The organism is Alcaligenes faecalis, from assembly GCF_041521385.1.
GTDB lineage: Bacteria > Pseudomonadota > Gammaproteobacteria > Burkholderiales > Burkholderiaceae_B > Alcaligenes > Alcaligenes faecalis_E.
On record NZ_CP168006.1, the window covers coordinates 1,776,236 to 1,796,794 of the forward strand.

A 20,559-nucleotide genomic window follows, 5' to 3' on the forward strand; every position below is an offset into this window, starting at 1 on the left:
TCTGCGGGGCACGTCAAACGACGCCCCCTCGGGGTGCATGTCGTCCAAACGCAGTATGAAAGCTTTTTCAGAATAGGTGTTTTATGTCTATTGATGATCCATTGCTAATCAGCCTGCAAACCCTGCTCCGCAGCGAACGCACTGCGTCTTTGGGTACACTCAGCAATCAGGGATTGCCGGTAGTTTCCCGTGTCCCCTTTGCGATCTGCCCCGAGCAAGCCAGCATCATCATCCACATCAGCGAAATGGCGGCTCATACCCGTTATTTGCTGCAACGCCCCGATGCCAGCCTGATGATCAGCCAAAGCGAGCATGGCCAGGATGCCGTCCATGACCTGCCCCGCGTCACCTTTCAAATGCAGGCTCGCCAACTGGAGCGCGAGCAGCCCGACTGGGAACAGGCCAAGCAAGCCTATACGGCCCGCTTTCCCGATATGGAATTTCTAAGCAGCTTTACCGACTTCCATTTCTTTGCACTGGATCTGGTCAGGGTGCGCCATATCGCGGGGTTTGCAGCGGCACGGACCTTGAAACCTGAGCTGGTACGCGCTTTGCTGGCGGAGCCTGTGGACAATTAAAGCCCCAGAGCCTGCTATCGCCACAAACCTGGGAAGCGCTGGGTCTGCACTCCAGCCATCACTACATCAAAGCACCTTAAAACAGCGAAGAACTGGGGGGCTGAGCCCCTTGCTGGCTCCGACCCGCATCCCAAATGTTGCGAGCCTTGCAACAAAGTCGTCACTAACTGATTTCCATATAAGGGAATTAGATTGCCCATTAAACGCCTTTCTCACCAGAGAAATCGCCATTTCCCCTTCCTGCCCTATCGATGCAATCGTCCATTTTCGCCTGCTTCAAACGCCAGGCATGACAAAACGTAAATTGGGTCGCTATAAGATTCAACGGCGATGGCGTTAAATGATTCGCAAGTCACTCGACGACGCAAGCTCACAACGAGTTGCCGCTACACATAGAAAAACCCAAGAGAGGAAGAGATGTCGAACAAGAAACGCCCTATCTATCTGCTGGTGCAGATGGCCTTGCTAAGCCTTTCCCTACCGGGTATCGCCCATGCAGAACCCGATAACACACTGGAGCAATGGCGCACAAAAGAGTACAAGCGCCAATCTGGCCTGGACATGATCAATGCGGCTAAAGCCTACTCGCTGGGCTTTACGGGCAAGGGCGTGACAGTCGGCTATCTGGACTCGGGAATTGAAGCCAAACACCCAGAGTTTGCGGGTGCCATTGCGGGCGGCTTTGACTTCACCACCAATACTCCCTACACCAATACCCAAGGGGTGGACTCAGACGACGACATACCCGGCCATGGCTCTCATGTTGCTGGAATTATCGGTGCACGTCGCGATGGCGTCGGCATGCACGGTGTTGCCTTCAACAGCCAGCTCTTTGCCGTTGCTTACGCCGAAAACAAGAATTCCCTAACCCCCGAAGAAGAAGCCGCGTACGACGACCGTGAGTTTTCCAGAAGCTGGAATTATCTTGCTCAGTTCAAACTGCCCATTATCAATAACAGCCTAGGACTCAATGACTGCAGTGACTCCTATGACCCACCTTGCCATATCCTGGAGTATGGCTCAGCACAAGGTGCTCTGGACTGGCAGCCCTTGATTATTGATTCCTTCAGGAACAGCGTAGAAGCGGGCACCTTGATGGTGTTTGCCACCGGTAATGAGCAACAAGACCACCCCGATTTCATGGCTGGCTCTCCTCACTGGTTTCCCGAACTTAAAGACAATTGGCTGGCCGTCACAGCCCTGGATGAACACGGCAATCTAGCCTCCTATGCCAATAAATGCGGCGTCGCTGCTGAATGGTGTTTGTCCGCCCCCGGTGGCGAGAATCCCGGTATCTACTCCGTCAACTCTGATGGTGGCTATGCCTATGCGGGCGGCACCTCCATGGCATCCCCACACGTCGCAGGCGGTGCTGCCCTGGTGAAAGAAGCCTTTCCCTATTTCACGGCGTATCACCTGCAGCAAACCTTGCTAACGACCGCAACGCCTCTGGGTGACCCAAGCATTTACGGTTGGGGCCTGATGAATGTGGGCAAGGCAGTCCAAGGGCCAGCGCAATTCACCCGTCTGTTCGATGTAGACACGCTGGGCTACCACTCCACCTTCGCCAATGACATCAGCGGCACAGGCGGCCTGCATAAGCGCGGCTCCGGCTCCCTGGAGCTGACGGGCAATAACAGCTATACCGGCGACACCACCGTCAGCGGAGGGCGTCTGGCCGTCAATGGCACACTGGCTTCTTCCGTGACTGTTGAACGTGAAGGAACACTGGGCGGTTCCGGTACAGTCGCTCAAGTCGATAACTACGGCACACTGGCTCCGGGCAACTCGGTTGGCACGCTGACCGTCAGCGGCGACTACACCGCCCATGCCGGTTCAGTGCATGAATTGGAAGTTGGCCCTGCAGGTGCCACCGATCGTTTAGTAGTAGGTGGTGCCGCCCATATCGACGGCACACTAAAGCTGGCCGGTGGCCCTTTCCGCCAGAACGTGGCCTATGCCTTTCTGGATGCGGCCAATGGGGTGACGGGTCAGTACAGCCACATCACTTATGACATGGCCTTCCTGTCGCCCACCCTGCTCTACGGCCCCAGCCTGTCCTTGCTGATCAAACGCAATGACACGCCGTTTGCTGCGTTTGCCAATACAAGTAACCAGAAAGCCGTAGCCACGGCCTTGGATACTGGCTCGGATCAACCGCCCGCTGCAATGGCTGAACTGTATAACACCGTACTCAATGCGCAGTCCGGGCAGGTTGCAGGCTATATGGAGCAACTACAAGGCCAAATCCATGCAGGCACCACCTCGGCACTGCTCAGCAATGGCGACCTGCTGCCCCGCACCTTGGGCAAACAAGCCTCGGGCGCACGTAATACAACCGGCAAAAAGACCGTCCTGTGGGCAGAGGTGATCCACCAACAGCGTGATCTGGACGGTGACGACAACAGCCAGGATGTTCGTCATAAAGTCGGGGGTCTGTTCCTCGGTGGTGATACCGCCATCGGTGAGCAAGGCTGGCGCATGGGGGCCGCTCTGGGCTATCTGGAAAACCGCATCAAGCTGGATGATCGCCGTCAGACATCACGCAGCAATAGCTACAGCGCAGCCCTGTACGGAACACAGGCTTGGGACATGGGTTCGGGTAGCCTGAACCTGCTGGCCGGTGGCGCTTACACCCGCCATAGCCTGGACAGCGAGCGTTCTATCTCTGTTCACCAAAGCGAAACACTAAAAGCGGACTACAAAGCACACAGCATTCAAGCCTTTGCCCAGTTGGGTTACCGCATGCCCGTCAGCCCCCGCTCCAGCGTCGAGCCCTATGCCAGTATCAATTGGCACCAACTGCGTCACGGCGCCTTTAGCGAATCAGGCGGTCAGGCGGCATTGCGAGGCGACTCCCAACGTCAGAACCTGAGCACTGTCACGCTGGGACTGCGGGGTAGCACGGAGCTGGACTTGTCTAAAACCACCTTATCCCTAAGCGCCGGTTTAGGCTGGCGTCATGCCCTGGGCGACACCACACCCGAACGTGAACTGGCCTTTGCCGCCCTGCCCGGCAGCAACTTCCGTATCAGCGGCGCACCTATCGCCAAAAATGCCGCTGTTGCCGAGTTGGGCGCAGAGCTGAAAGCAGGCAAGAGCACATCCTTCGGCCTGAACTACCAGGGGCAGTTTGGCCGCAATCAGGATCATGCCGGCTCCTTGTTCATGAAAGTGCGTTTCTAATCAGGACAAAAGACACGGGCCTGACAGTACGTCAGCTCCGTGTCTGATCAAGCAGACAGGCATGAAAAAACCCTGCGATGCTCAGAAGGCATGGCAGGGACTCAGGCTACAAACCCAAACCGGCTACGGCCGGTTAAGCATTAGCGATCAGATTCGTTAAAGCTACAGACAGTGTAAACCGACAGGCCAGAATCCTTAACGGCTTGGGAACCGCCCAACTCGGGTAGATCGATAATCGCGGCAGCTTCCACCACGTTGGCACCCAGGCGCTGCAGCAAACGAGCCGCCGCCAGCAATGTACCACCGGTCGCAATCAGGTCGTCAATCAGCAGGACGCGCTGACCAGGACGCACGGAATCGGTGTGCATCTCGACGCTGGCATTGCCATATTCCAGGGAATATTCTTCGGCCACGGTATTGAAAGGCAGCTTGCCCTTTTTACGCACTGGCACAAAACCCAGGTTCAACTCATAGGCCAGAACCGAACCCACGATAAAGCCGCGTGCATCCACACCCGCCACCAGATCCAGTTTTTGTCCCATATAACGGTAGACAAACAGGTCAATCAGCACGCGGAAGGAGCGTGGGTCCTGCAAGACGGTGGTGATATCGCGGAACGTCACCCCTGGCTTGGGCCAATCCGGCACATTGCGAATGATTTGACGGATGTACTGGGTGGGATCAATTTGCATGTCAAAGCTTCTACAACAAAAAATCCGGGCGCGAAGGGCGCTCTTGGATACGTTGCAAGTGTACACAATTGGTCAGCCGCAACAAGGGCTCACCCGGCTTGTGCCCGTAAGTTGTACTAATACGACGCGATTGATCCAAAATCCCGGCAGACTTGACCCGAAGCATCCTTTTAGTTTGGCCCTAAAGTATTTATTAGTGTGCCGGGTTTACGCTGCAAACGACCCGCTTCAAACTGATAAACGCTATCGACCAAAGGCAGTAAACGGGTGTCGTGGGTGGCCATGATCACGGTTTTCCCACGCGCCGCGGCCAGAATATCCTGCATCAAAGCCTGACTGGTTGGGCCATCCAGGCTGGCCGTAGGCTCATCCAGAAACCAGATATGAGCGGACGACAAAAGCACACGCGCCAGACACAGGCGGCGCTGCTGCCCCAAGGATAATTGCTGCCCACCCTCGCCCAGCCAGGTATCCAGTCCTTGGGGCAAATCACGTACCATACTGTCCAGTTGAGCATCGTGAAGAACCTGCCAGATTTGTTGCTCCGAAGCTGTCGGTTCTGCCAGCAATAGGTTATCGCGCACCGAGCCAAGAAACAGCGGTGAGTCCTGTGCCAGCAAGGCGCAGTGATCAAACCAGCTAGCGCGACTCCAGTCCTGGGCCACCTCACCCTCTACCAAATACTGCTGGCCCGAGGCAGGCAACAAGCGCATCAGCACACTCAGCAAGGTGGACTTGCCCGAACCGCTAGGCCCAAAAATGGCAATATGCTCACCGGGCCTAACCTGTAGCGACAACTGATCCAGCACCGGTTGCGAACCGTAGGCAAAGCTCAGATCTTTAATTTCCAGAGAGGCCGGCTTATCCAGCACAATCGCCTGCCCTTGCTCCGGATCGGTTTCCTCGGGTTCATCCAGAATCGTCAGCAAACGATGACTGGCCGCCTGCACTTCTCCCAAACGGGACGCGCCGCGCATCATCGGGGCCATGATCTCAAACAAACCCAACAATGCCAAAACCAAACCAACCCATAAAGGGCCGCTCATCGTCTCCAAATTGACCTGCTGGGCGCCTACCAACAAGCAGGTCATCAGGGCCACCCCCATCAACACCTGTTGGGAAAACTGCCCGACAATGCCCCAGCCATTGCTGCGCAAACGGGCCTGCCCCAACTCTTGATTAAGCTTGTCCACTTGCTCCTGCACGGTACCCGCAGCGGCAAACACCTGAATATCGGCATAGGCACGAATGGCCTGATGCACCAGAACACGTTGGCGATTTTCCAGCTGATGCACGCGTTGGGCCGCACGGCCAGCACCACGGGCACAGATATACGGAATTAAACAGGCGGCGATCAGCAGGCAGGCCAAAATCAACCAGGCCCACCAAAACAGCCAGGTTTGCAGCACCGCGCTAAAGACCAGACCGGCCACCACCGCCGTAGTCAGCGGCACCAGAATCAGCAGGAGCACCAAATCCAGCACAGCGATATCAGCGGTCAGGGTAGAAGCCAACTCCCCATCCCGAAATTGGGCCAAGCGCGACTGACTGAACCGGCTCAACCGTCCAAAAACCAGAGTCCGAATGCGTACTTGCAAATCCAGGGTCAGGGCATGCCCCACCACCCGTTCCAGGTACCGGGAGGCAATACGCCAGAAAGACAGGCCACGGATCATGGCCGAGGGGCCAAACAGATTGAATACGACGCCTAGAGCCGCCAGGAAAGCACTGCTTAGGAACCAACCCGCCACCCCCAGAAGGCTCACACCTGCAGCCACCGTACTGATCGCCAACAGAACCGTAAACAAGACGGCACCGCGTCGCGCGCGCAAGCTGGAACCTAAAAGACGAAACCACGCTTTCATGCCGTCAGAACTCCTTGGGCAATGTGTAACTGGTTCGAGCACATGGCCGCCAGCTCCTGATCATGCGTGGCTACGACCAGACAGCGTCCCTGACAAAAACGCAGAATGTTACCCATAACACGATCCCGTGTCGCCGCATCCAGCCTGGAGCTGGGCTCATCCAGCAGCACGACATGGGGATTGGTCAAGAACAGGCGAGCCAGAGCCAGGCGCTGAATCTGCCCCCCGGACAGGCCAAAGCCCCCTTCGCCCAGCTCGGTTTGCAAACCTTGAGGCAAAGCTTGTACGAACTCGGCCGCACAGGCTTGTTCCAAGGCTTGCCACAATTGCTCATCACTGGCTTGTGGCGCTGCCAAACGCAGGCCGTCAGCAATCGTACCCATGGCTAAAAAAGCTTGTTGAGAAATCAGCACAACCCCATCGTGACGCGTCAACAAACGCCCGGCTGTATCACTGTTACGCAGCAGGATTTCGCCCTGCGCCAAAGGGCGCAAACCAATCAGGCTTTCCAGCAAACTGGTTTTGCCCGAGCCACTGGCCCCCAACACCGCATAAGACTGATTGATATAGAGTTGCAGACTGGGCACTTCCAGCAAGGTCCCCTGCCCGCCCAACTGTGGTAAATGCAGACGTCGCAACACCAAGACCGGCAAGTTCGGAAAAACAGTTTCAACGTCTGCACGAGCAGAAGCAGCGGGAATCAAGTCTTGACCCAGACTCGCCCACAGTCTGTCGACCTCTACCGCAGCCGCACGTGCCGCTGCCCGGTCATGATAATTGGCAGCTAATTGGCGCAAGGGCTGATACGCCTCTGGAGCCAGAAGCAAGCAGAACAAGCCCTGCTGCAAGCTGACACCGGCAAAGGATTCACCCAGATAGCCCAGATAACCCAAACCAATATAAACAGCGATCCCGGCCACACCCAATGCCGCAAAGAACTCCAGCACCGCCGATGACAAGAACGCGATGCGTAGCACTTTCATGGTGCGTGTGCGCAGCTCCTGACTGGCCAGCTCCACACGCTGCAACTCGTCCTGCCCCCGCCCCATCAGGCTCAAGGTAAAAATTCCGCGCAGACGGTCTGCAAAAAAGCCTGACAGGCGCAAGGTTGTTTGTTGTTGCTCTCGGCTGGCAGCCTCCGCGCCCCAACCCACCAGGGCCATGAACAAAGGAATCAGAGGCGTGCTCAACAAAAGAATCAAGGAGACAATGCCATCGACCGGCAAGACTGCCAGCACCAGTGCCAAAGGCACCAGGGCCGCCGCCGCCATACAAGGGATGTAGCGTGTCACAAAGCCATCCAGGGCTTCGATTTGCGTGATCAAACTAGTAGAAAGCTCGCCGCTATTGCTGGCCCGCAAACGCGGCATCGTACTGCGGAACAGTCGGGCAAACAGCTCGGAGCGTAACCCTTGCTTCAGTTGTTCTGAAACCTTTTGCGCACGGCGCTCGCCCAAAGCGGAAATAGCAGCACGCAGCAGTAAGAGTGCGGCCACCATCAAGATAGAGAAAAGCTGCCCTGTCCAGGGCAGGCCATCGACCACAATTGCCTGCACGATCTTTGCCAGCAACCAGGCCTGGGGAATCAGTAAGGCGCCGGCCAGCACGGGGGCCAGCATGGAAGCCCGCAAAGCCGTGCGGGCGCGGCTGGAGAATTGCCCCAGCCATTGTTGCGCCGTTGGACTCTGTAGTGTCAATCAGACCTCGATATCTGCTTTAGCCTTGGAGGCGGCTGCATTTTGCAACGCCGTGTTTTCACGCAGCTCGAACCACATCGCATTCAGGATGGAGAATGCGCAGGCCAGACCCAAACCTAGAACCCAAGAGAAGTACCACATATGCGCTGGCCTCCTTAATAAGAATGAGAAGAGTCTTTCATGCTGGCAACCGACACCTTGCCACGCATTACGCTGTATACCCAGGAGGTATAGAGCACGATGATCGGCAAGAACACCAAAGTCACCAGCAACATGATCCACAAAGTCAGATGACTGGCTGAGGCATCAAACAAGGTCAGGCTGGAGCCTGGGTTCAAGGACGAAGGCAAGAGGAAGGGGAAAACCGCAAAGCCAAAGGTCAGAATGATGCCGGCCAGCGCCAGGGACGAGAACAGCAGGGCCAGCAAACCACGGCCACGACCAGCCAGCAATGCGCCCAGCAGCAGACCTGCGAAACCGACAATCGGTGCTGCCCACAAAGCAGGCCAGGTCCGGTAATTGGCCAGCCAGGCGCCTTCCACCATCTCGACCGTCTTTCCAATGGGGTTGGACATGGCGTGAGCCACTTCGGGCCAAGGCATGCTGTAGCCATTCATGGCGCTAATCCACCAGCCACCGGCAGCAAAAGCTACGATGGACAACAACCCCAAAGGCATGGCCCAGGCACGCGCACGACGAGCCACATGATCACTTCCCTTCCAAGCGACCACCACCGCTCCTTGGAATGCCAACATCAAGACACTGAGCAAACCACACAGGATAGCGAAAGGCTGGAACAGACCGAAGAAGTTGCCTTCGTACATCGGGCGCAACGTCGTTTCGTCAAAGCCGAACGGAACGCCCAGCATGACGTTGCCAATGGCTACCCCGAACACCAGGGCACAAACCAGACCGGAAGCGGTCCAGATCGCGTCCCAGTTGCGACGCCAACGTGACGAGCTAAGCTTGCTACGGTACTTGATGGCCACCGGGCGCACGATCAAGGCCACCAAAAGCAGCATCATGGCCAAGTAAAAGCCCGAGAAAGCCATGGCATACAACAGGGGCCAGGCCGCAAAAGCGACCCCTCCAGCCACGATCAACCAGACCTGGTTACCTTCCCAGACCGGGCCAATCACGTTGTACAGCGTGCGCCGTTCGTCATCACTGCGGGCAACCAGTGGCAACACCATGGCCACCCCAAGGTCAGCCCCGTCCATGATGGCAAATGCCGCCAACAAAACGCCCAGCAGCAACCACCAGATGATGCGCAAGGTGTCGTAATCGAGAAGAATCAAGTTATCCATGATGGTTCCCCCTCCTTAACCGCGCAGCAACGGAGCGTTGCGCGAACCATAAGACAAAGCGGAAGGTGTGACGGTCTCGCCAGCCTCGTCCGGACCTTTGCGAATTGAATGCAGCATGACCTTGATACCAATCACCGCCAGGGTGCCGTAGAGCAACAGGAAGATCGTCATACTGATCATCAAGTCTACAAAGGACAAGCCAGAGGCCGCGTAGTAAGTCGGCAAGACACCTTCGATCGCCCAGGGCTGGCGTCCGAATTCAGCCACAAACCAGCCGCACTCGATCGCAATCCAAGGCAGGGGAATGCTCCAGACTGCTGCTTTAAGCAAGCGCGGGTGACGTTGCAGACGATCACGCGATGCCAGGAAGAAGGCCACACCAAAGAACAGAATGAAGTACAGACCCAAAGCCACCATGACGCGGAAGCTCCAGAACAAAGGCGCAACCTGCGGCACCGTATCCCAAGCCGCCTGTGCGATGGTATCGGTATCGGCCTTGGTGATGTCGTCCGTATAACGCTTGAGCAGCAAGGCATAGCCCAAGTCTTTCCAGTTATTGTCAAAGACGCGACGGGCCTCGAGATTGCCCGCATCAGCACGCACCAACTGAAGAGCCTCATAGGCGCGCAAGCCATTGGCAATGCGGATCTTGGCATGCTCGACCAGCTCATTGATTCCCAGCATGGGAGTACTGACTGAGCGCGTCCCGATTAAACCCATCACCCATGGAATTTCCACAGCGAAGCGGTTTTCACGGGCCTCCTGATCAGGCCAGGCCAGAAGATTGAAACTGGCCGGGGCCTCCTCGGTTTCCCACATGGATTCCATGGCGGCAATCTTCATTTGCTGATGCTCAGTGGTCAGATAACCACTTTCATCACCCAGCACCACCACGGACAGGGATGCCGCCAAGCCGAAACTGGCCGCTACCGTCATCGAACGCTTGGCCAGATCAATGTGACGGCCGCGCAGCAGGTACCACGCACTGATGCCCATGATGAACATGGCACCCAGAACGTAACCGGCACTGACAGTATGAACAACTTTGGCTTGTGCGACAGGATTGAGAATGACCTCGGCAAAGTCGGTCATTTCCATACGCATGGTGTGGGGGTTAAAGATGGCACCGACCGGGTTCTGCATCCAACCATTGGCGACCAGAATCCACAAGGCCGATAGATTGGTACCGATGGCAACCAGCCAGGTAACGATCAGGTGTCCCAGTTTGGAGAGGCGATCCCAGCCGAAAAAAAACAGGCCGACAAAGGTAGCTTCCAGGAAGAAAGCCATCAATCCTTCAATGGCAAGCGGCGCTCCGAAAATATCGCCTACATAGTGACTGTAATAGGCCCAGTTCATGCCGAACTGAAACTCCATCACAATCCCGGTGGCAACACCCAGGGCAAAGTTAATGCCAAAGAGCACGCCCCAGAACTTGGTCATGCGGCGCCAGATGGCTTTGCCCGTCATGACATAGACGCTTTCCATGATGGCCAGCAAAAAAGACAGGCCCAGCGTCAAGGGTACAAACAAAAAGTGAAACATCGCGGTGGAAGCAAATTGCAACCGCGATAAGGTAACGACATCCAGATCAATCATGACGATCCCCAGTTTGATCAGCTTTGCGAATCTTTCCGGCGAAACCCAGCACTTTCTGAACTTTGCTACCTAAACGCATCAGATTTTGCAGGGTCTCAGGCGGTAAGTGATGAACCTCGTCAAACCAACCACAAGCCAACTCGATCAATTCCAGCATTTCATTAATGCGTTGCTGCCCATATGCTTCTTCGTCATTGACGGGCGCTTCCATAAGGATACTTCGCAATAAGGTCAATGTGGGATCAATCTCGCGCTTGCGCTTTTCTTCCACCAAAGTACGAAAAATCTCCCACACATCACTGGGAGATTCAAAGTACTCGCGGCGCTCGCCGATCTTGTGTGTCATGTTGACCAGTCGCCAGGACTGCAATTCACGCAAGCTCATGCTGACATTGGAACGGGAGATGCCAAGCGTTTCAGCGATCTCGTCGGCGTGGAGGGCTTCGGGGGAAATGAACAACAAGGCATAGATCTGGCCCACCGTTCGGTTGACCCCCCAGCGCCCGCCCATCTCCCCGAAGTGCAGAACAAAACGCTCTGCCTGTGGTCCTAAATTCATGGCTTCCTGAATTTTCAGTAATTACTGAAATTACAAAACAAGACGTATCTTAACCCTAAACTAATCTGTCTGCCACTGGTCCAAGGGCATCTGGCCTTACAATTTGCCTCCTGCAAATCTACATGCCAAGCACACACTTCACGTTTACAATTTCGCCATGAATACATCGGCACTTTTAGATCCAGCACCTATCCTGTCCTCGGCACAACGCACCTTTGCCATTGAAATGGACGCGTTACAAGCACTGGGCAAACGTCTGGACCAAAGTTTTGTAGAAGCCACCAAGCTGCTCGTGCACTGTCAGGGCCGCGTGGTGGTGACGGGCATCGGCAAGTCCGGCCATGTAGCCCGCAAGATTGCCGCTACGCTGGCCTCAACCGGCACCCCCGCTTTTTTCATGCACGCCGCCGAAGCCCTGCACGGGGATCTGGGCATGATCACCAAGCAGGATGTCGTGATTGCCATCTCCTACTCCGGTCAGGCCCAGGAACTGGTCACGGTGCTGACTGTGCTGCGTCGCATGGGTGCCAAGCTGATTGCCATTACTGGCAACGCCCAGTCCGAGCTGGCCCAAAATGCGGACCTGCATCTGGATGCCCATGTGGAACATGAAGCCTGCCCGCTCAACCTGGCCCCTACGGCCAGCACCACGGCCGCCTTAGTACTAGGCGATGCACTGGCCGTTGCCTGCCTGGAAGCACGCGGCTTTAGCCGTGAAGATTTCGCCCGCTCCCACCCCGGTGGTGCGCTAGGCCGTCAATTACTGACGTTTGTGCGTGACATCATGCGCAGCGGCGAACAACTGCCCTTGGTAAGCCCCGAGACCTTGATCCCTGACGCTTTGATGGAGATGTCCAGCAAAGGCATGGGCATGACCATTGTCACTGACTCGCACGGCCATCCCGTTGGCATGTTCACCGATGGCGACCTGCGCCGTTTAATTGCACGTGTTGGTGATATCCGCAAAGTGCCAGTGTCCGAGGGCATGTCGCGCGAACCACGCAGCATTGGTGCCGAAGCCCTGGCCATTGAAGCGGCCGAACAAATGGATGCCCTGCGTATCAGCCAAATGCTGGTATTGGACACAAACGGGCTACTATTGGGAGCTCTGCACATGCACGACCTGTTGGCTGCAAAGGTAATCTAATCATGATGAATACGCCCACCCCACCGCTCCACCCCGCTGAAGCTCAAATCCTGGCCAAGTTGCCCGAGAACATACGCAACCAGTTACGTCAGTTGCGCATGATGGTATTTGACGTGGACGGCGTACTGACCGACGGACGCCTGTGGTACAGCGCGAACGGCGAGGAATTCAAGAGTTTTCACGCTCTGGACGGCCATGGTTTGCGCATGCTGGGGGAAAGTGGCATTCATGTCGCCCTGATTACCGGACGCGAAAGCGGTATCGTTTCACGCCGGGCAGCCGAACTGGGCATTCCTTTTGTCCACCAGGGCGTACGTGACAAAATGGCTGTGTTGACCCAATTGGCCCAGGAAAACGGCATATCTTTAAGCGAAATGGGTTATATGGGCGACGATTTGATCGATTTGCCGGCCATGCAGCGCGTGGGTTTCTCCGCCAGCGTGCCTGAAGCCCCCTTCTATATCAGTCAAATTGCCAGTTGGGTAGCCACACAGCCCGCCGGCCACGGCGCAGTGCGCGAATGCTGTGATGCCATCCTGGCCTCCCAGGGTCGCCTTGCCTCCTTTATTACAGGTGGTCCCTTGAAGACCACGGGAGTCATTCAGTAATCATGCGTGACCGTCTACCCACCGTTATTTCCCTGTTATTGCTGACCTTGCTGGTACTGGCAACCTTGTGGGCGGTCGACTACACCCAACGCTCGGTTGCCATTGATCCGCCGCGCCGTGTTACCCATGAGCCCGACTCCTGGGCGCGCAATTTCACCATGATCAGCTCTGACCAAAGCGGGATGGCCATCAGCCGGCTGGACGGCAAGATTGCCTACCACTACCCGGATGACGACTCACACGAAATTACCTCCCCGCGCGCGGTCAGCAACCGGGTGAACTCGCCGTTGACCATTGCCACCTCCGACACCGCGCATATGAATGCAGACGGAGATGTGATCACGATGAAGGGCAATGCCCACATCCACCGCCAGGCCACACCCGAGGACGAGGCCATGGATGTGCGTAGCGAAGTACTGATCATCCTGCCCGAAGAGGACGTGGTGTACACCAACGAACCGGCCTTGGTCGTCAATGGCCAGTCCACCATGCGCGGTACCGGTATGCGTTACGATAATCGCGTTCGCCAATTGAACGTCATGTCGGAATCCGACGTTAAAATCTCGGGCCAACAAACACAAAAAGCGCGTTCTTCCAATAGCTCTAAGGATTCCCCTCCATGACCACGCCTGACAGCGCCCGCCTGGGCCACAAGCCCATGCTCTCTTTTAGCCTTTTGTGTGGTGCCCTGGCCCTGTGCCTGAGCACTGCAAGCCTGGCTTTGCTGCCTACGGCTCCGGCTCTGGCTCAAACGGCTGACTCCGCTGCCGCTGAACCGGACACCTCCGTGCTGTCCGACACCCTGACTTACGACGATATTGCCAAGCAAACGATCTACAAAGGCAACATCATCCTGACTCGTGGCACCATGACCTTGATGGCAGACCAATTGGCCATCGAGCAAGATGCGGAAGGTTTCCAACACGGCACGGCTACAGTCAGCGAACGCGCCCGCGTCACCATTCGTCAGGAAGACCCTGCCAAATTTGAACTGATGGTCGCCGAAGGTGTCCGAGCCATCTACAACGGTAAAACCGAAGAGGTCGAGCTGATTGGCAAGGCTGTCGTCAACCGTTATGTCTGCGGCAAGCTGCAAGACTCCGTCCAGGGTCAGCGCATTATCTATCGCCAGAAAGATGGCACGTACCAGGCCTTTGGTGGCTCTGACTCTGCCACACGTGATGGCCGGGTTCGCTCCGTGGCCCGCCCACGTGCCAATGCCGACGCAGCTCTGGCTGAATGCCAACGCAAGTCTTCCCCCCGCAAATAGTCCGGACACCCCTGAATTATGGTTGCTCCTAACAACCCGTCTCCCCCTACCCGCGCCAGCCACTCAACCAAAGGCAGCCTGATTGCACAAGGCCTGCGTAAAACCTACGGCAAACGTACGGTCGTGCAGGATGTTTCTCTGAACGTGGAAAGTGGTGAGGTCGTCGGCCTGCTAGGCCCGAACGGGGCTGGCAAAACTACCAGCTTCTATATGATTGTGGGCATTGTGCCCGCTGATGCAGGTCGTATTGAAATTGATGGCACGCCCATTACCGCCATGCCCATGCACAAACGGGCGCGCCTGGGCCTGTCCTACCTGCCTCAGGATGCCTCCGTCTTTCGACGCCTGACCGTCGAAGAGAACATCCGTGCTGTGCTGGAGCTGCAGCTGGATGATAATGGTCGCCGCATCAGCAAAAACGATATCAACGAGCGCCTGGAAACCCTGATCAGCGAGCTGCAAATTGCGCACATCCGAAAAAATACCGCCCTATCCCTGTCTGGTGGCGAGCGCCGCCGCGTAGAAATTGCCCGTGCGCTCGCCAGCAACCCCCGTTTCATTCTGCTGGACGAACCCTTTGCTGGGGTGGACCCGATCGCCGTCATCGAAATTCAGCGCATTGTGCAATTTCTGAAAGGCCGCAATATTGGCGTGCTGATTACCGACCACAACGTGCGCGAAACGCTGGGCATCTGTGACCGCGCCTACATCATCAGCGAAGGCACGGTACTGACCAGCGGGCACCCATCCGAAATTATCGACAACGAAGCCGTGCGCAAAGTTTACCTGGGCTCGAACTTCCGAATGTAAGCCGATTTTTGGCCCTGTAACGGGGCCTGTCGGAGCAAGGGTTTTCCTGCACATCGCAGATTGATCCAGGTCATGTTATCTGACCCACATATAGGTATACTGGAATATCCAGGATCAGTAGTAAGGAGGCTAAAGACGATCAACCTTCCCCTTCTTGAACACGTTGTTTGACTACTACGGAGAGCCTATATGAGCCTTAATATCACTGGCCGTAATCTTGACATAACTCCTGCCATTCGCGACTACGTCAAAAGCAAAATTGGTCGAATTGAAAAACACTTCGATAACGTGGTTGACTCGCAGGTTATGCTTTCCATTGAACGTCTGAAGCATAATGCCGAAGTGACCGTCCGCGTTCCCGGCAAAGATATACACTGCGCCTCTTCAGACGAAAACTTGTATGCTGCTATCGATCTGCTGGCCGATAAAATCGACCGCCAGATTCTGAAATACAAGGAAAAGGCAAACAGCCATGCGCATGAGCCCGCCAAGCGGCTCGAAGTTCCGGCCGCCTGATCTGGCCGAACTGTTACAGCAGGTATAGCCTGCCAACAAACCCCGTACTTTCAGAAGTTCGGGGTTTTGTGTTTCTTGGCACAGTGTCCGCCTGTTGTTAGCCATCCAAAAAAAGTTTAGCTAAAAAACATTCCCCCCTATAATGGCCGTCATGAATCTCTTGTCGCGTATTTTGCCTTTGTCCAACGTGGTTCTGGATCTTGCTGTCACCAGCAAGAAGCGCGCTTTTGAACAAGCCGGATTGATTTTCGAGAACCATCACGGCATTGCCCGGACAGCCGTGTTCCATAGCCTGATCGCACGCGAGCGCCTGGGTTCCACTGCCCTTGGCCACGACGTCGCCGTCCCGCATGGTCGCATCAAGGACTTGAAAGAGCCTTGTGCGGTTTTCATGCGCTTGGCCGAGCCAGTACGTTTTGACGCCAGTGACGGTCGTACCGCCAGCCTGCTGTTCTTTTTGCTGGTTCCCGAAACAGCGACTCAAATCCACTTGGATCTGCTGGCCGAGATTGCTCGTTTGATGGCCGATCAGGATATCCGCCAGGCGCTCGCCCAGGAAACGGACCCTGTTCAAATCCATCAAATCCTGACCCAGACCCCTGATCTCAACGCGGAACATCCCGATGCTGACAGTTCAAGAACTGGTCAATAACAATAATGACAAGCTCGAGGTAAGCTGGGCAGCCGGAAAACACGCTGCTCAACGCCGTATCCCCGATCTTGGCGCCTCTGCGGCAGACCTGGTCGGACACTTGAACTTGATTCACCCTGGCCGCATTCAGGTTTTCGGCCCGGAAGAGCTCTCTTTCTACAACCGCTTTGACGTCAAACGTCGCCTGCATCATCTGGATGACCTCAGGCAAGGCGGTGTTCCTGCCCTGTTCATTGCCAACGATGCCGTTGCGCCCGATGACTTGATCCAGTTTTGCGAAGAACAAGGGATACCGCTACTTTATACCCCTATCGACGCCGCCCAACTGATTGATCTGCTGCGCATCTATCTAGGCAAACGTCTGGCCCCAAAAACAACCATGCACGGCGTGTTCATGGATGTCCTGGGTCTGGGAGTACTGATCACGGGTGAATCCGGTCTGGGCAAAAGCGAATTGGCGCTAGAGCTGATCTCCCGTGGTCACGGGTTGGTCGCAGACGATGCGGTTGAACTCTCGCGCACCGCGCCCAACATGATTGACGGCCAGTGCCCACCCCTGCTGCAAAACCTGCTGGAAGTACGCGGACTGGGCTTGCTGGACATTCGCACCATTTTCGGCGAAACCTCCGTTCGTCGTAAAATGAAGCTTAAACTCATTGTGCACTTGGTTCGTTCCAACCCGGACAGCTTCGAGCGCCTGCCTACTCAAGACCAGACCCAGGAAGTGCTGGGGGTCGATATCAAACGCGTCATGCTGCAAGTAGCCGCAGGCCGAAATCTGGCCGTACTGGTAGAGGCCGCTGTGCGCAACACCATCCTCGCCTTTCGCGGCATTGATACCATGGGTGACTTCATCGAGCGTCAGGCATTGGCTATCATGAATAGTCGCGAAGACTAGGCACTCCAGGGCTGGTTAGCACTAAACAGCCCTGTCAGCTTTGTCCTGTTTCACCTAACCGTTGCCCTCTGGACAACGACTCGGAGTCCTTTGCCACGATGCTGAAAGTTGTATTGATTACCGGCATATCCGGTTCGGGAAAATCAGTTGCCTTACGCTTGTTGGAAGATACTGGCTACCTATGCATCGACAACCTCCCCCCCCGATTTCTGGCCGAATTTGTCGAACGCTCTGCTGAACAAGGGTTGGAGCGGCTAGCCGTTGCCATTGACGTACGCGGCGCCGGTGATCTGGACATCCTTCCCGGCGTTATCAGCAAACTGAACGAAGAAGGCTACGCCCTGCGCGTCCTGTTTTTGAACGCCAGCGATCACACCCTGATGCAGCGGTACTCGGAGTCGCGCCGCCGCCATCCGTTGACGGACCGTTTACGTCAGGATGGCCGCTCGCCTTCCTTGCAGGAATGTATCGAGGTCGAACGCGAAATGACGGCCCCCTTGCGCGAGCTGGGCCACATTATCGACACTACCGACCTGACCCCTGGCCAGCTACGTGCCTGGATTCGCGATCTGGTACAGGCTGATCGCGCCAGTGTCGTGTTGACTTTCGAGTCCTTTGCCTACAAACGTGGCGTACCGGGCGATGCGGATTTGGTTTTCGACGTACGTTGCCTACCCAACCCCCACTACGACCCAGAGCTGCGTCCCATGACAGGCCGTGATGAGCCGGTTGCAAAGTGGCTGGCTCAGTTCGGCTCTGTCGAAACCATGGTGGATGACATTGCGGGCTTTGTACGTCGCTGGTTACCTTTATATATGCAGGACACCCGCAACTACCTGACGGTCGCCATTGGATGCACGGGTGGCCAGCATCGCTCCGTATACGTTACCGAACAACTGGCGTTACGCTTTGCGGATTACGCCCCGTTGCTGGTACGCCATCGCAACCAACCTCCCATCAATCCTGTGCCATGAGCCATCCAACTTTAGTGAAATTAGGCGCTGCCTTGAGCATCCTGGCTCTATTGGCTGGATGCGCCTCCAGCCCCAAGCGAACCAAAGCCAAAGCCAAACCAGGGGCGACGGTTTCAGCGCCGCGCGGGGGAGGCTATTACAAAGACGACGGCCCCCACGATCGAATACCCGTCAATCTCCAGGCCACCCCCGACGCCGTTCCCCGAATAGAACCTATCGCCCGCAGCAATACCCGCCCCTACACCGTGCTCGGCAAAAGCTTTGTTCCGCACAAATCACACAAAGCCTTTACCCAGACCGGCACGGCATCCTGGTACGGACGCAAATTTCACGGCAAAAAAACAGCCAATGGCGAAACCTACGATATGTACGCCATGACGGCGGCCCATCCCACCTTGCCTATTCCCAGCTACGCCCGTGTCACCCGCCCTAAAACCGGCAAATCAGTGATCGTGCGCATTAACGACCGCGGGCCCTTTCATAGCTCGCGCATCATCGACTTGTCCTACGTTGCCGCCGCCAAGCTGGACTTGATTGCACCTGGCAGCGGCACCGTGGTGGTTGAATCCATCACACAGGAAGAAATACGCAGTGGCAGCTTTAATCGTGACGAGGTCAATGTGGCTGAAACACCCGCTGCCCGCACGGCGCCGGCTCCTGCGGCACCTAAACCCAGCCTGACCATCACGGAAACGCTGGAACCCACCCCTGACGCCCTCGCTGCTTTGCCCCCGGAGGAGCTGACCGTTGAGCTGGACGATACACCCAGCTGGAGCAGCGATGCGAACGATCAGCAACTGATCGTGCAATCATCACCCACAACAGCCCGCCCACCCCAGGCCCCTTCAGGCCAGAACCGGGTCTATCTACAATTCGGTGCTTTTTCCGCACGCGAAAACGCCGCCGCATTGGCGCGGCAACTGAACCAGCAGATCTCACAAGTAGAGTACCGAGACGCCCAGGTTCAAATGCACAACGACTTGTACCGTGTGCAAATTGGTCCGTATCAAAATCGGACTGAGGCCATCAATGCCGCTTACCGCATTCAGCAAAAAACCGGCTTGAGCCCCTCGGTTGCCGTCCGCTAAGCCACACCCAGCCCACCACAACAAAACATCCCCTTCATGAACTGCAGCCCAAACGTTGAACATTGATCCAACCTTTGGGGTGTTTTCGTGGCGAAATACGATAGCCAGTTCAAGCTGTCCGTTGTTCATCGTGATCTATCGGAGCAACATGAAGGCCTGAAACCCGAACATCCTAGTCCTTGGGCGAATTTGCCAAACCCCAGGCATACAGAACATCACGAGCAATCCCGGTCGCCTGACTGGCGATCCGGGCTGCATCGCGCAGCGAGACCTGCTCCAACAAGGCTTTCATCCAACGTTCTGTGGTGGCATCCAACGCAGGCGCATCCTCATCCACTTCGCGCCCAGCGTCATGCAGGATCAGGACAAACTCACCCTGCTCGCGGTGGCTGTCCTCGTCCAGCCAGGCCAGAGCCTGTCCCAAAGGCACGGTATGAATCTGCTCGAAACGCTTGCTTAGCTCACGCGCAAAAGTCAGTTCACGCTGCGGCCCACACACCTCCTCTATATCGCGCAAGGCGGCTCGCAAGCGGTGAGGGGACTCAAACATCAATACTGGCATCCCCAGGCTGGACCAATGCTGTAGCCACTTGCGACGCGCCACGGTTTTGGGCGGCATGAAACCGGCAAAGGCAAAAGCGGGGTTTTCGTCACTGGTTGCACCACTGCCCATCAAGGCAGTAATGACCGCCGAGGCACCGGGCAAAGGCACCACCTGAAAGCCTGCTTCCCGCACCGAGCGCACAACGCGGGCACCTGGATCACTGACGGCGGGTGCGCCTGCATCCGACACCAATGCCACTCGCTGCCCTTGCTCCAGACGCTCGATAATCGCCTGAGCTGCCTGCGCCTCGTTATGGCGATGGGCCGCCATCAAAGGCGTTTGTATACCCCAGGCTTGCAAGAAAGGACGCGTGGCCCGTGTATCCTCTGCCGCAATAATGTCGCACAGTTCCAGCGCCTGCCAGCCACGCAGGCTAAGGTCTCCCATATTGCCAATGGGCGTGGCCACTACATACAGGCAAGACTGCGGCCAGACCTGGCCCTGCACCTTGTCCATCATGCCTTGCCAAACGCCAGCATTCCCGGTTCGGTTTTCGGTATCGCTCATGC

General features: G+C 56.4%; 20 protein-coding genes. 12 read left to right on the forward strand and 8 right to left on the reverse strand.

Annotated features, from left to right (window positions below):
* Positions 1–83: 83 nt before the first annotated feature.
* Positions 84–578 (forward strand): pyridoxamine 5'-phosphate oxidase family protein, encoded by a 495-nt coding sequence (locus tag ACDI13_RS07990; protein WP_316989646.1) that lies wholly within the window; start codon positions 84–86, stop codon positions 576–578.
* Between the two features lie 417 nt (positions 579–995).
* Positions 996–3,764 (forward strand): autotransporter domain-containing protein, encoded by a 2,769-nt coding sequence (locus tag ACDI13_RS07995; RefSeq protein WP_316989645.1) that lies wholly within the window; start codon positions 996–998, stop codon positions 3,762–3,764.
* A 140-nt stretch (positions 3,765–3,904) separates the two neighbouring features.
* On the opposite strand, the gene ACDI13_RS08000 is transcribed toward ACDI13_RS07995, so the two are convergent.
* The 7 genes from ACDI13_RS08000 to ACDI13_RS08030 all read right to left on the reverse strand — a co-directional run bounded on the left by ACDI13_RS08000 (position 3,905) and on the right by ACDI13_RS08030 (position 11,483).
* Positions 3,905–4,456 (reverse strand): adenine phosphoribosyltransferase, encoded by a 552-nt coding sequence (locus ACDI13_RS08000; protein ID WP_045929588.1) that lies wholly within the window; start codon positions 4,454–4,456, stop codon positions 3,905–3,907.
* A gap of 170 nt (positions 4,457–4,626) precedes the next feature.
* Positions 4,627–6,321, reverse strand: a complete 1,695-nt coding sequence (gene cydC / locus ACDI13_RS08005) for a thiol reductant ABC exporter subunit CydC (protein ID WP_316989644.1) — start codon at positions 6,319–6,321, stop codon at positions 4,627–4,629.
* Positions 6,318–8,018, reverse strand: coding sequence for a thiol reductant ABC exporter subunit CydD (cydD, locus tag ACDI13_RS08010; protein WP_316989643.1), 1,701 nt, complete (start codon positions 8,016–8,018; stop codon positions 6,318–6,320). The genes cydC and cydD overlap by 4 nt, the downstream gene beginning before the upstream one ends.
* Positions 8,019–8,159 carry a cytochrome bd-I oxidase subunit CydX gene (gene cydX / locus ACDI13_RS08015; protein WP_316989642.1) on the reverse strand — a complete coding sequence of 47 codons (141 nt, stop codon included), beginning with the start codon at positions 8,157–8,159 and terminating at the stop codon, positions 8,019–8,021. It lies immediately after the preceding gene.
* A 14-nt stretch (positions 8,160–8,173) separates the two neighbouring features.
* Positions 8,174–9,325, reverse strand: coding sequence for a cytochrome d ubiquinol oxidase subunit II (gene cydB, locus ACDI13_RS08020; protein ID WP_316989641.1), 1,152 nt, complete (start codon positions 9,323–9,325; stop codon positions 8,174–8,176).
* Positions 9,326–9,340: 15 nt separating this feature from the next.
* Entirely contained in the window at positions 9,341–10,924 is a 1,584-nt protein-coding gene (locus ACDI13_RS08025) for a cytochrome ubiquinol oxidase subunit I (RefSeq protein ID WP_316989640.1), read from the reverse strand.
* Positions 10,917–11,483 carry a GbsR/MarR family transcriptional regulator gene (locus tag ACDI13_RS08030; protein WP_316989639.1) on the reverse strand — a complete coding sequence of 189 codons (567 nt, stop codon included), beginning with the start codon at positions 11,481–11,483 and terminating at the stop codon, positions 10,917–10,919. The genes ACDI13_RS08025 and ACDI13_RS08030 overlap by 8 nt, the downstream gene beginning before the upstream one ends.
* A gap of 157 nt (positions 11,484–11,640) precedes the next feature.
* Between ACDI13_RS08030 and ACDI13_RS08035 the strand changes: the two genes are divergently transcribed.
* From ACDI13_RS08035 to ACDI13_RS08080, 10 genes are all read left to right on the forward strand, one after another.
* Positions 11,641–12,630, forward strand: coding sequence for a KpsF/GutQ family sugar-phosphate isomerase (locus ACDI13_RS08035; protein WP_316989638.1), 990 nt, complete (start codon positions 11,641–11,643; stop codon positions 12,628–12,630).
* Positions 12,631–12,632: 2 nt separating this feature from the next.
* On the forward strand, positions 12,633–13,238 hold the full coding sequence (locus ACDI13_RS08040) for an HAD hydrolase family protein (RefSeq protein ID WP_316989637.1): 606 nt from the start codon (positions 12,633–12,635) through the stop codon (positions 13,236–13,238).
* 2 nt (positions 13,239–13,240) lie between these two features.
* Complete coding sequence (gene lptC / locus ACDI13_RS08045; RefSeq protein WP_316989636.1) at positions 13,241–13,861, forward strand: LPS export ABC transporter periplasmic protein LptC; 621 nt, start codon at positions 13,241–13,243, stop codon at positions 13,859–13,861.
* Positions 13,858–14,508: a lipopolysaccharide transport periplasmic protein LptA gene (lptA, locus tag ACDI13_RS08050; protein ID WP_316989635.1), complete on the forward strand. Its 651-nt coding sequence runs from the start codon at positions 13,858–13,860 to the stop codon at positions 14,506–14,508. Before lptC ends, lptA begins: the two co-directional genes overlap by 4 nt.
* Before the next feature lie 18 nt (positions 14,509–14,526).
* Positions 14,527–15,318, forward strand: a complete 792-nt coding sequence (gene lptB / locus ACDI13_RS08055) for an LPS export ABC transporter ATP-binding protein (RefSeq protein WP_316989634.1) — start codon at positions 14,527–14,529, stop codon at positions 15,316–15,318.
* Positions 15,319–15,507: 189 nt separating this feature from the next.
* The gene (hpf, locus tag ACDI13_RS08060; protein WP_009458652.1) at positions 15,508–15,834 is read left to right on the forward strand and encodes a ribosome hibernation-promoting factor, HPF/YfiA family; all 327 of its coding nucleotides are present in this window, start codon (positions 15,508–15,510) and stop codon (positions 15,832–15,834) included.
* Positions 15,835–15,985: 151 nt separating this feature from the next.
* On the forward strand, positions 15,986–16,486 hold the full coding sequence (locus ACDI13_RS08065) for a PTS sugar transporter subunit IIA (RefSeq protein WP_162496918.1): 501 nt from the start codon (positions 15,986–15,988) through the stop codon (positions 16,484–16,486).
* Complete coding sequence (gene hprK / locus ACDI13_RS08070) at positions 16,458–17,384, forward strand: HPr(Ser) kinase/phosphatase (protein ID WP_316989633.1); 927 nt, start codon at positions 16,458–16,460, stop codon at positions 17,382–17,384. Before ACDI13_RS08065 ends, hprK begins: the two co-directional genes overlap by 29 nt.
* 98 nt (positions 17,385–17,482) lie before the next feature.
* Positions 17,483–18,358: an RNase adapter RapZ gene (gene rapZ, locus ACDI13_RS08075; protein WP_042486727.1), complete on the forward strand. Its 876-nt coding sequence runs from the start codon at positions 17,483–17,485 to the stop codon at positions 18,356–18,358.
* The gene (locus tag ACDI13_RS08080) at positions 18,355–19,446 is read left to right on the forward strand and encodes a septal ring lytic transglycosylase RlpA family protein (protein WP_316989632.1); all 1,092 of its coding nucleotides are present in this window, start codon (positions 18,355–18,357) and stop codon (positions 19,444–19,446) included. Before rapZ ends, ACDI13_RS08080 begins: the two co-directional genes overlap by 4 nt.
* Before the next feature lie 172 nt (positions 19,447–19,618).
* Here ACDI13_RS08080 and rsmI read toward each other — a convergent pair whose 3' ends face one another.
* Positions 19,619–20,557: a 16S rRNA (cytidine(1402)-2'-O)-methyltransferase gene (rsmI, locus tag ACDI13_RS08085; protein WP_316989631.1), complete on the reverse strand. Its 939-nt coding sequence runs from the start codon at positions 20,555–20,557 to the stop codon at positions 19,619–19,621.
* Positions 20,558–20,559 lie beyond the last annotated feature (2 nt).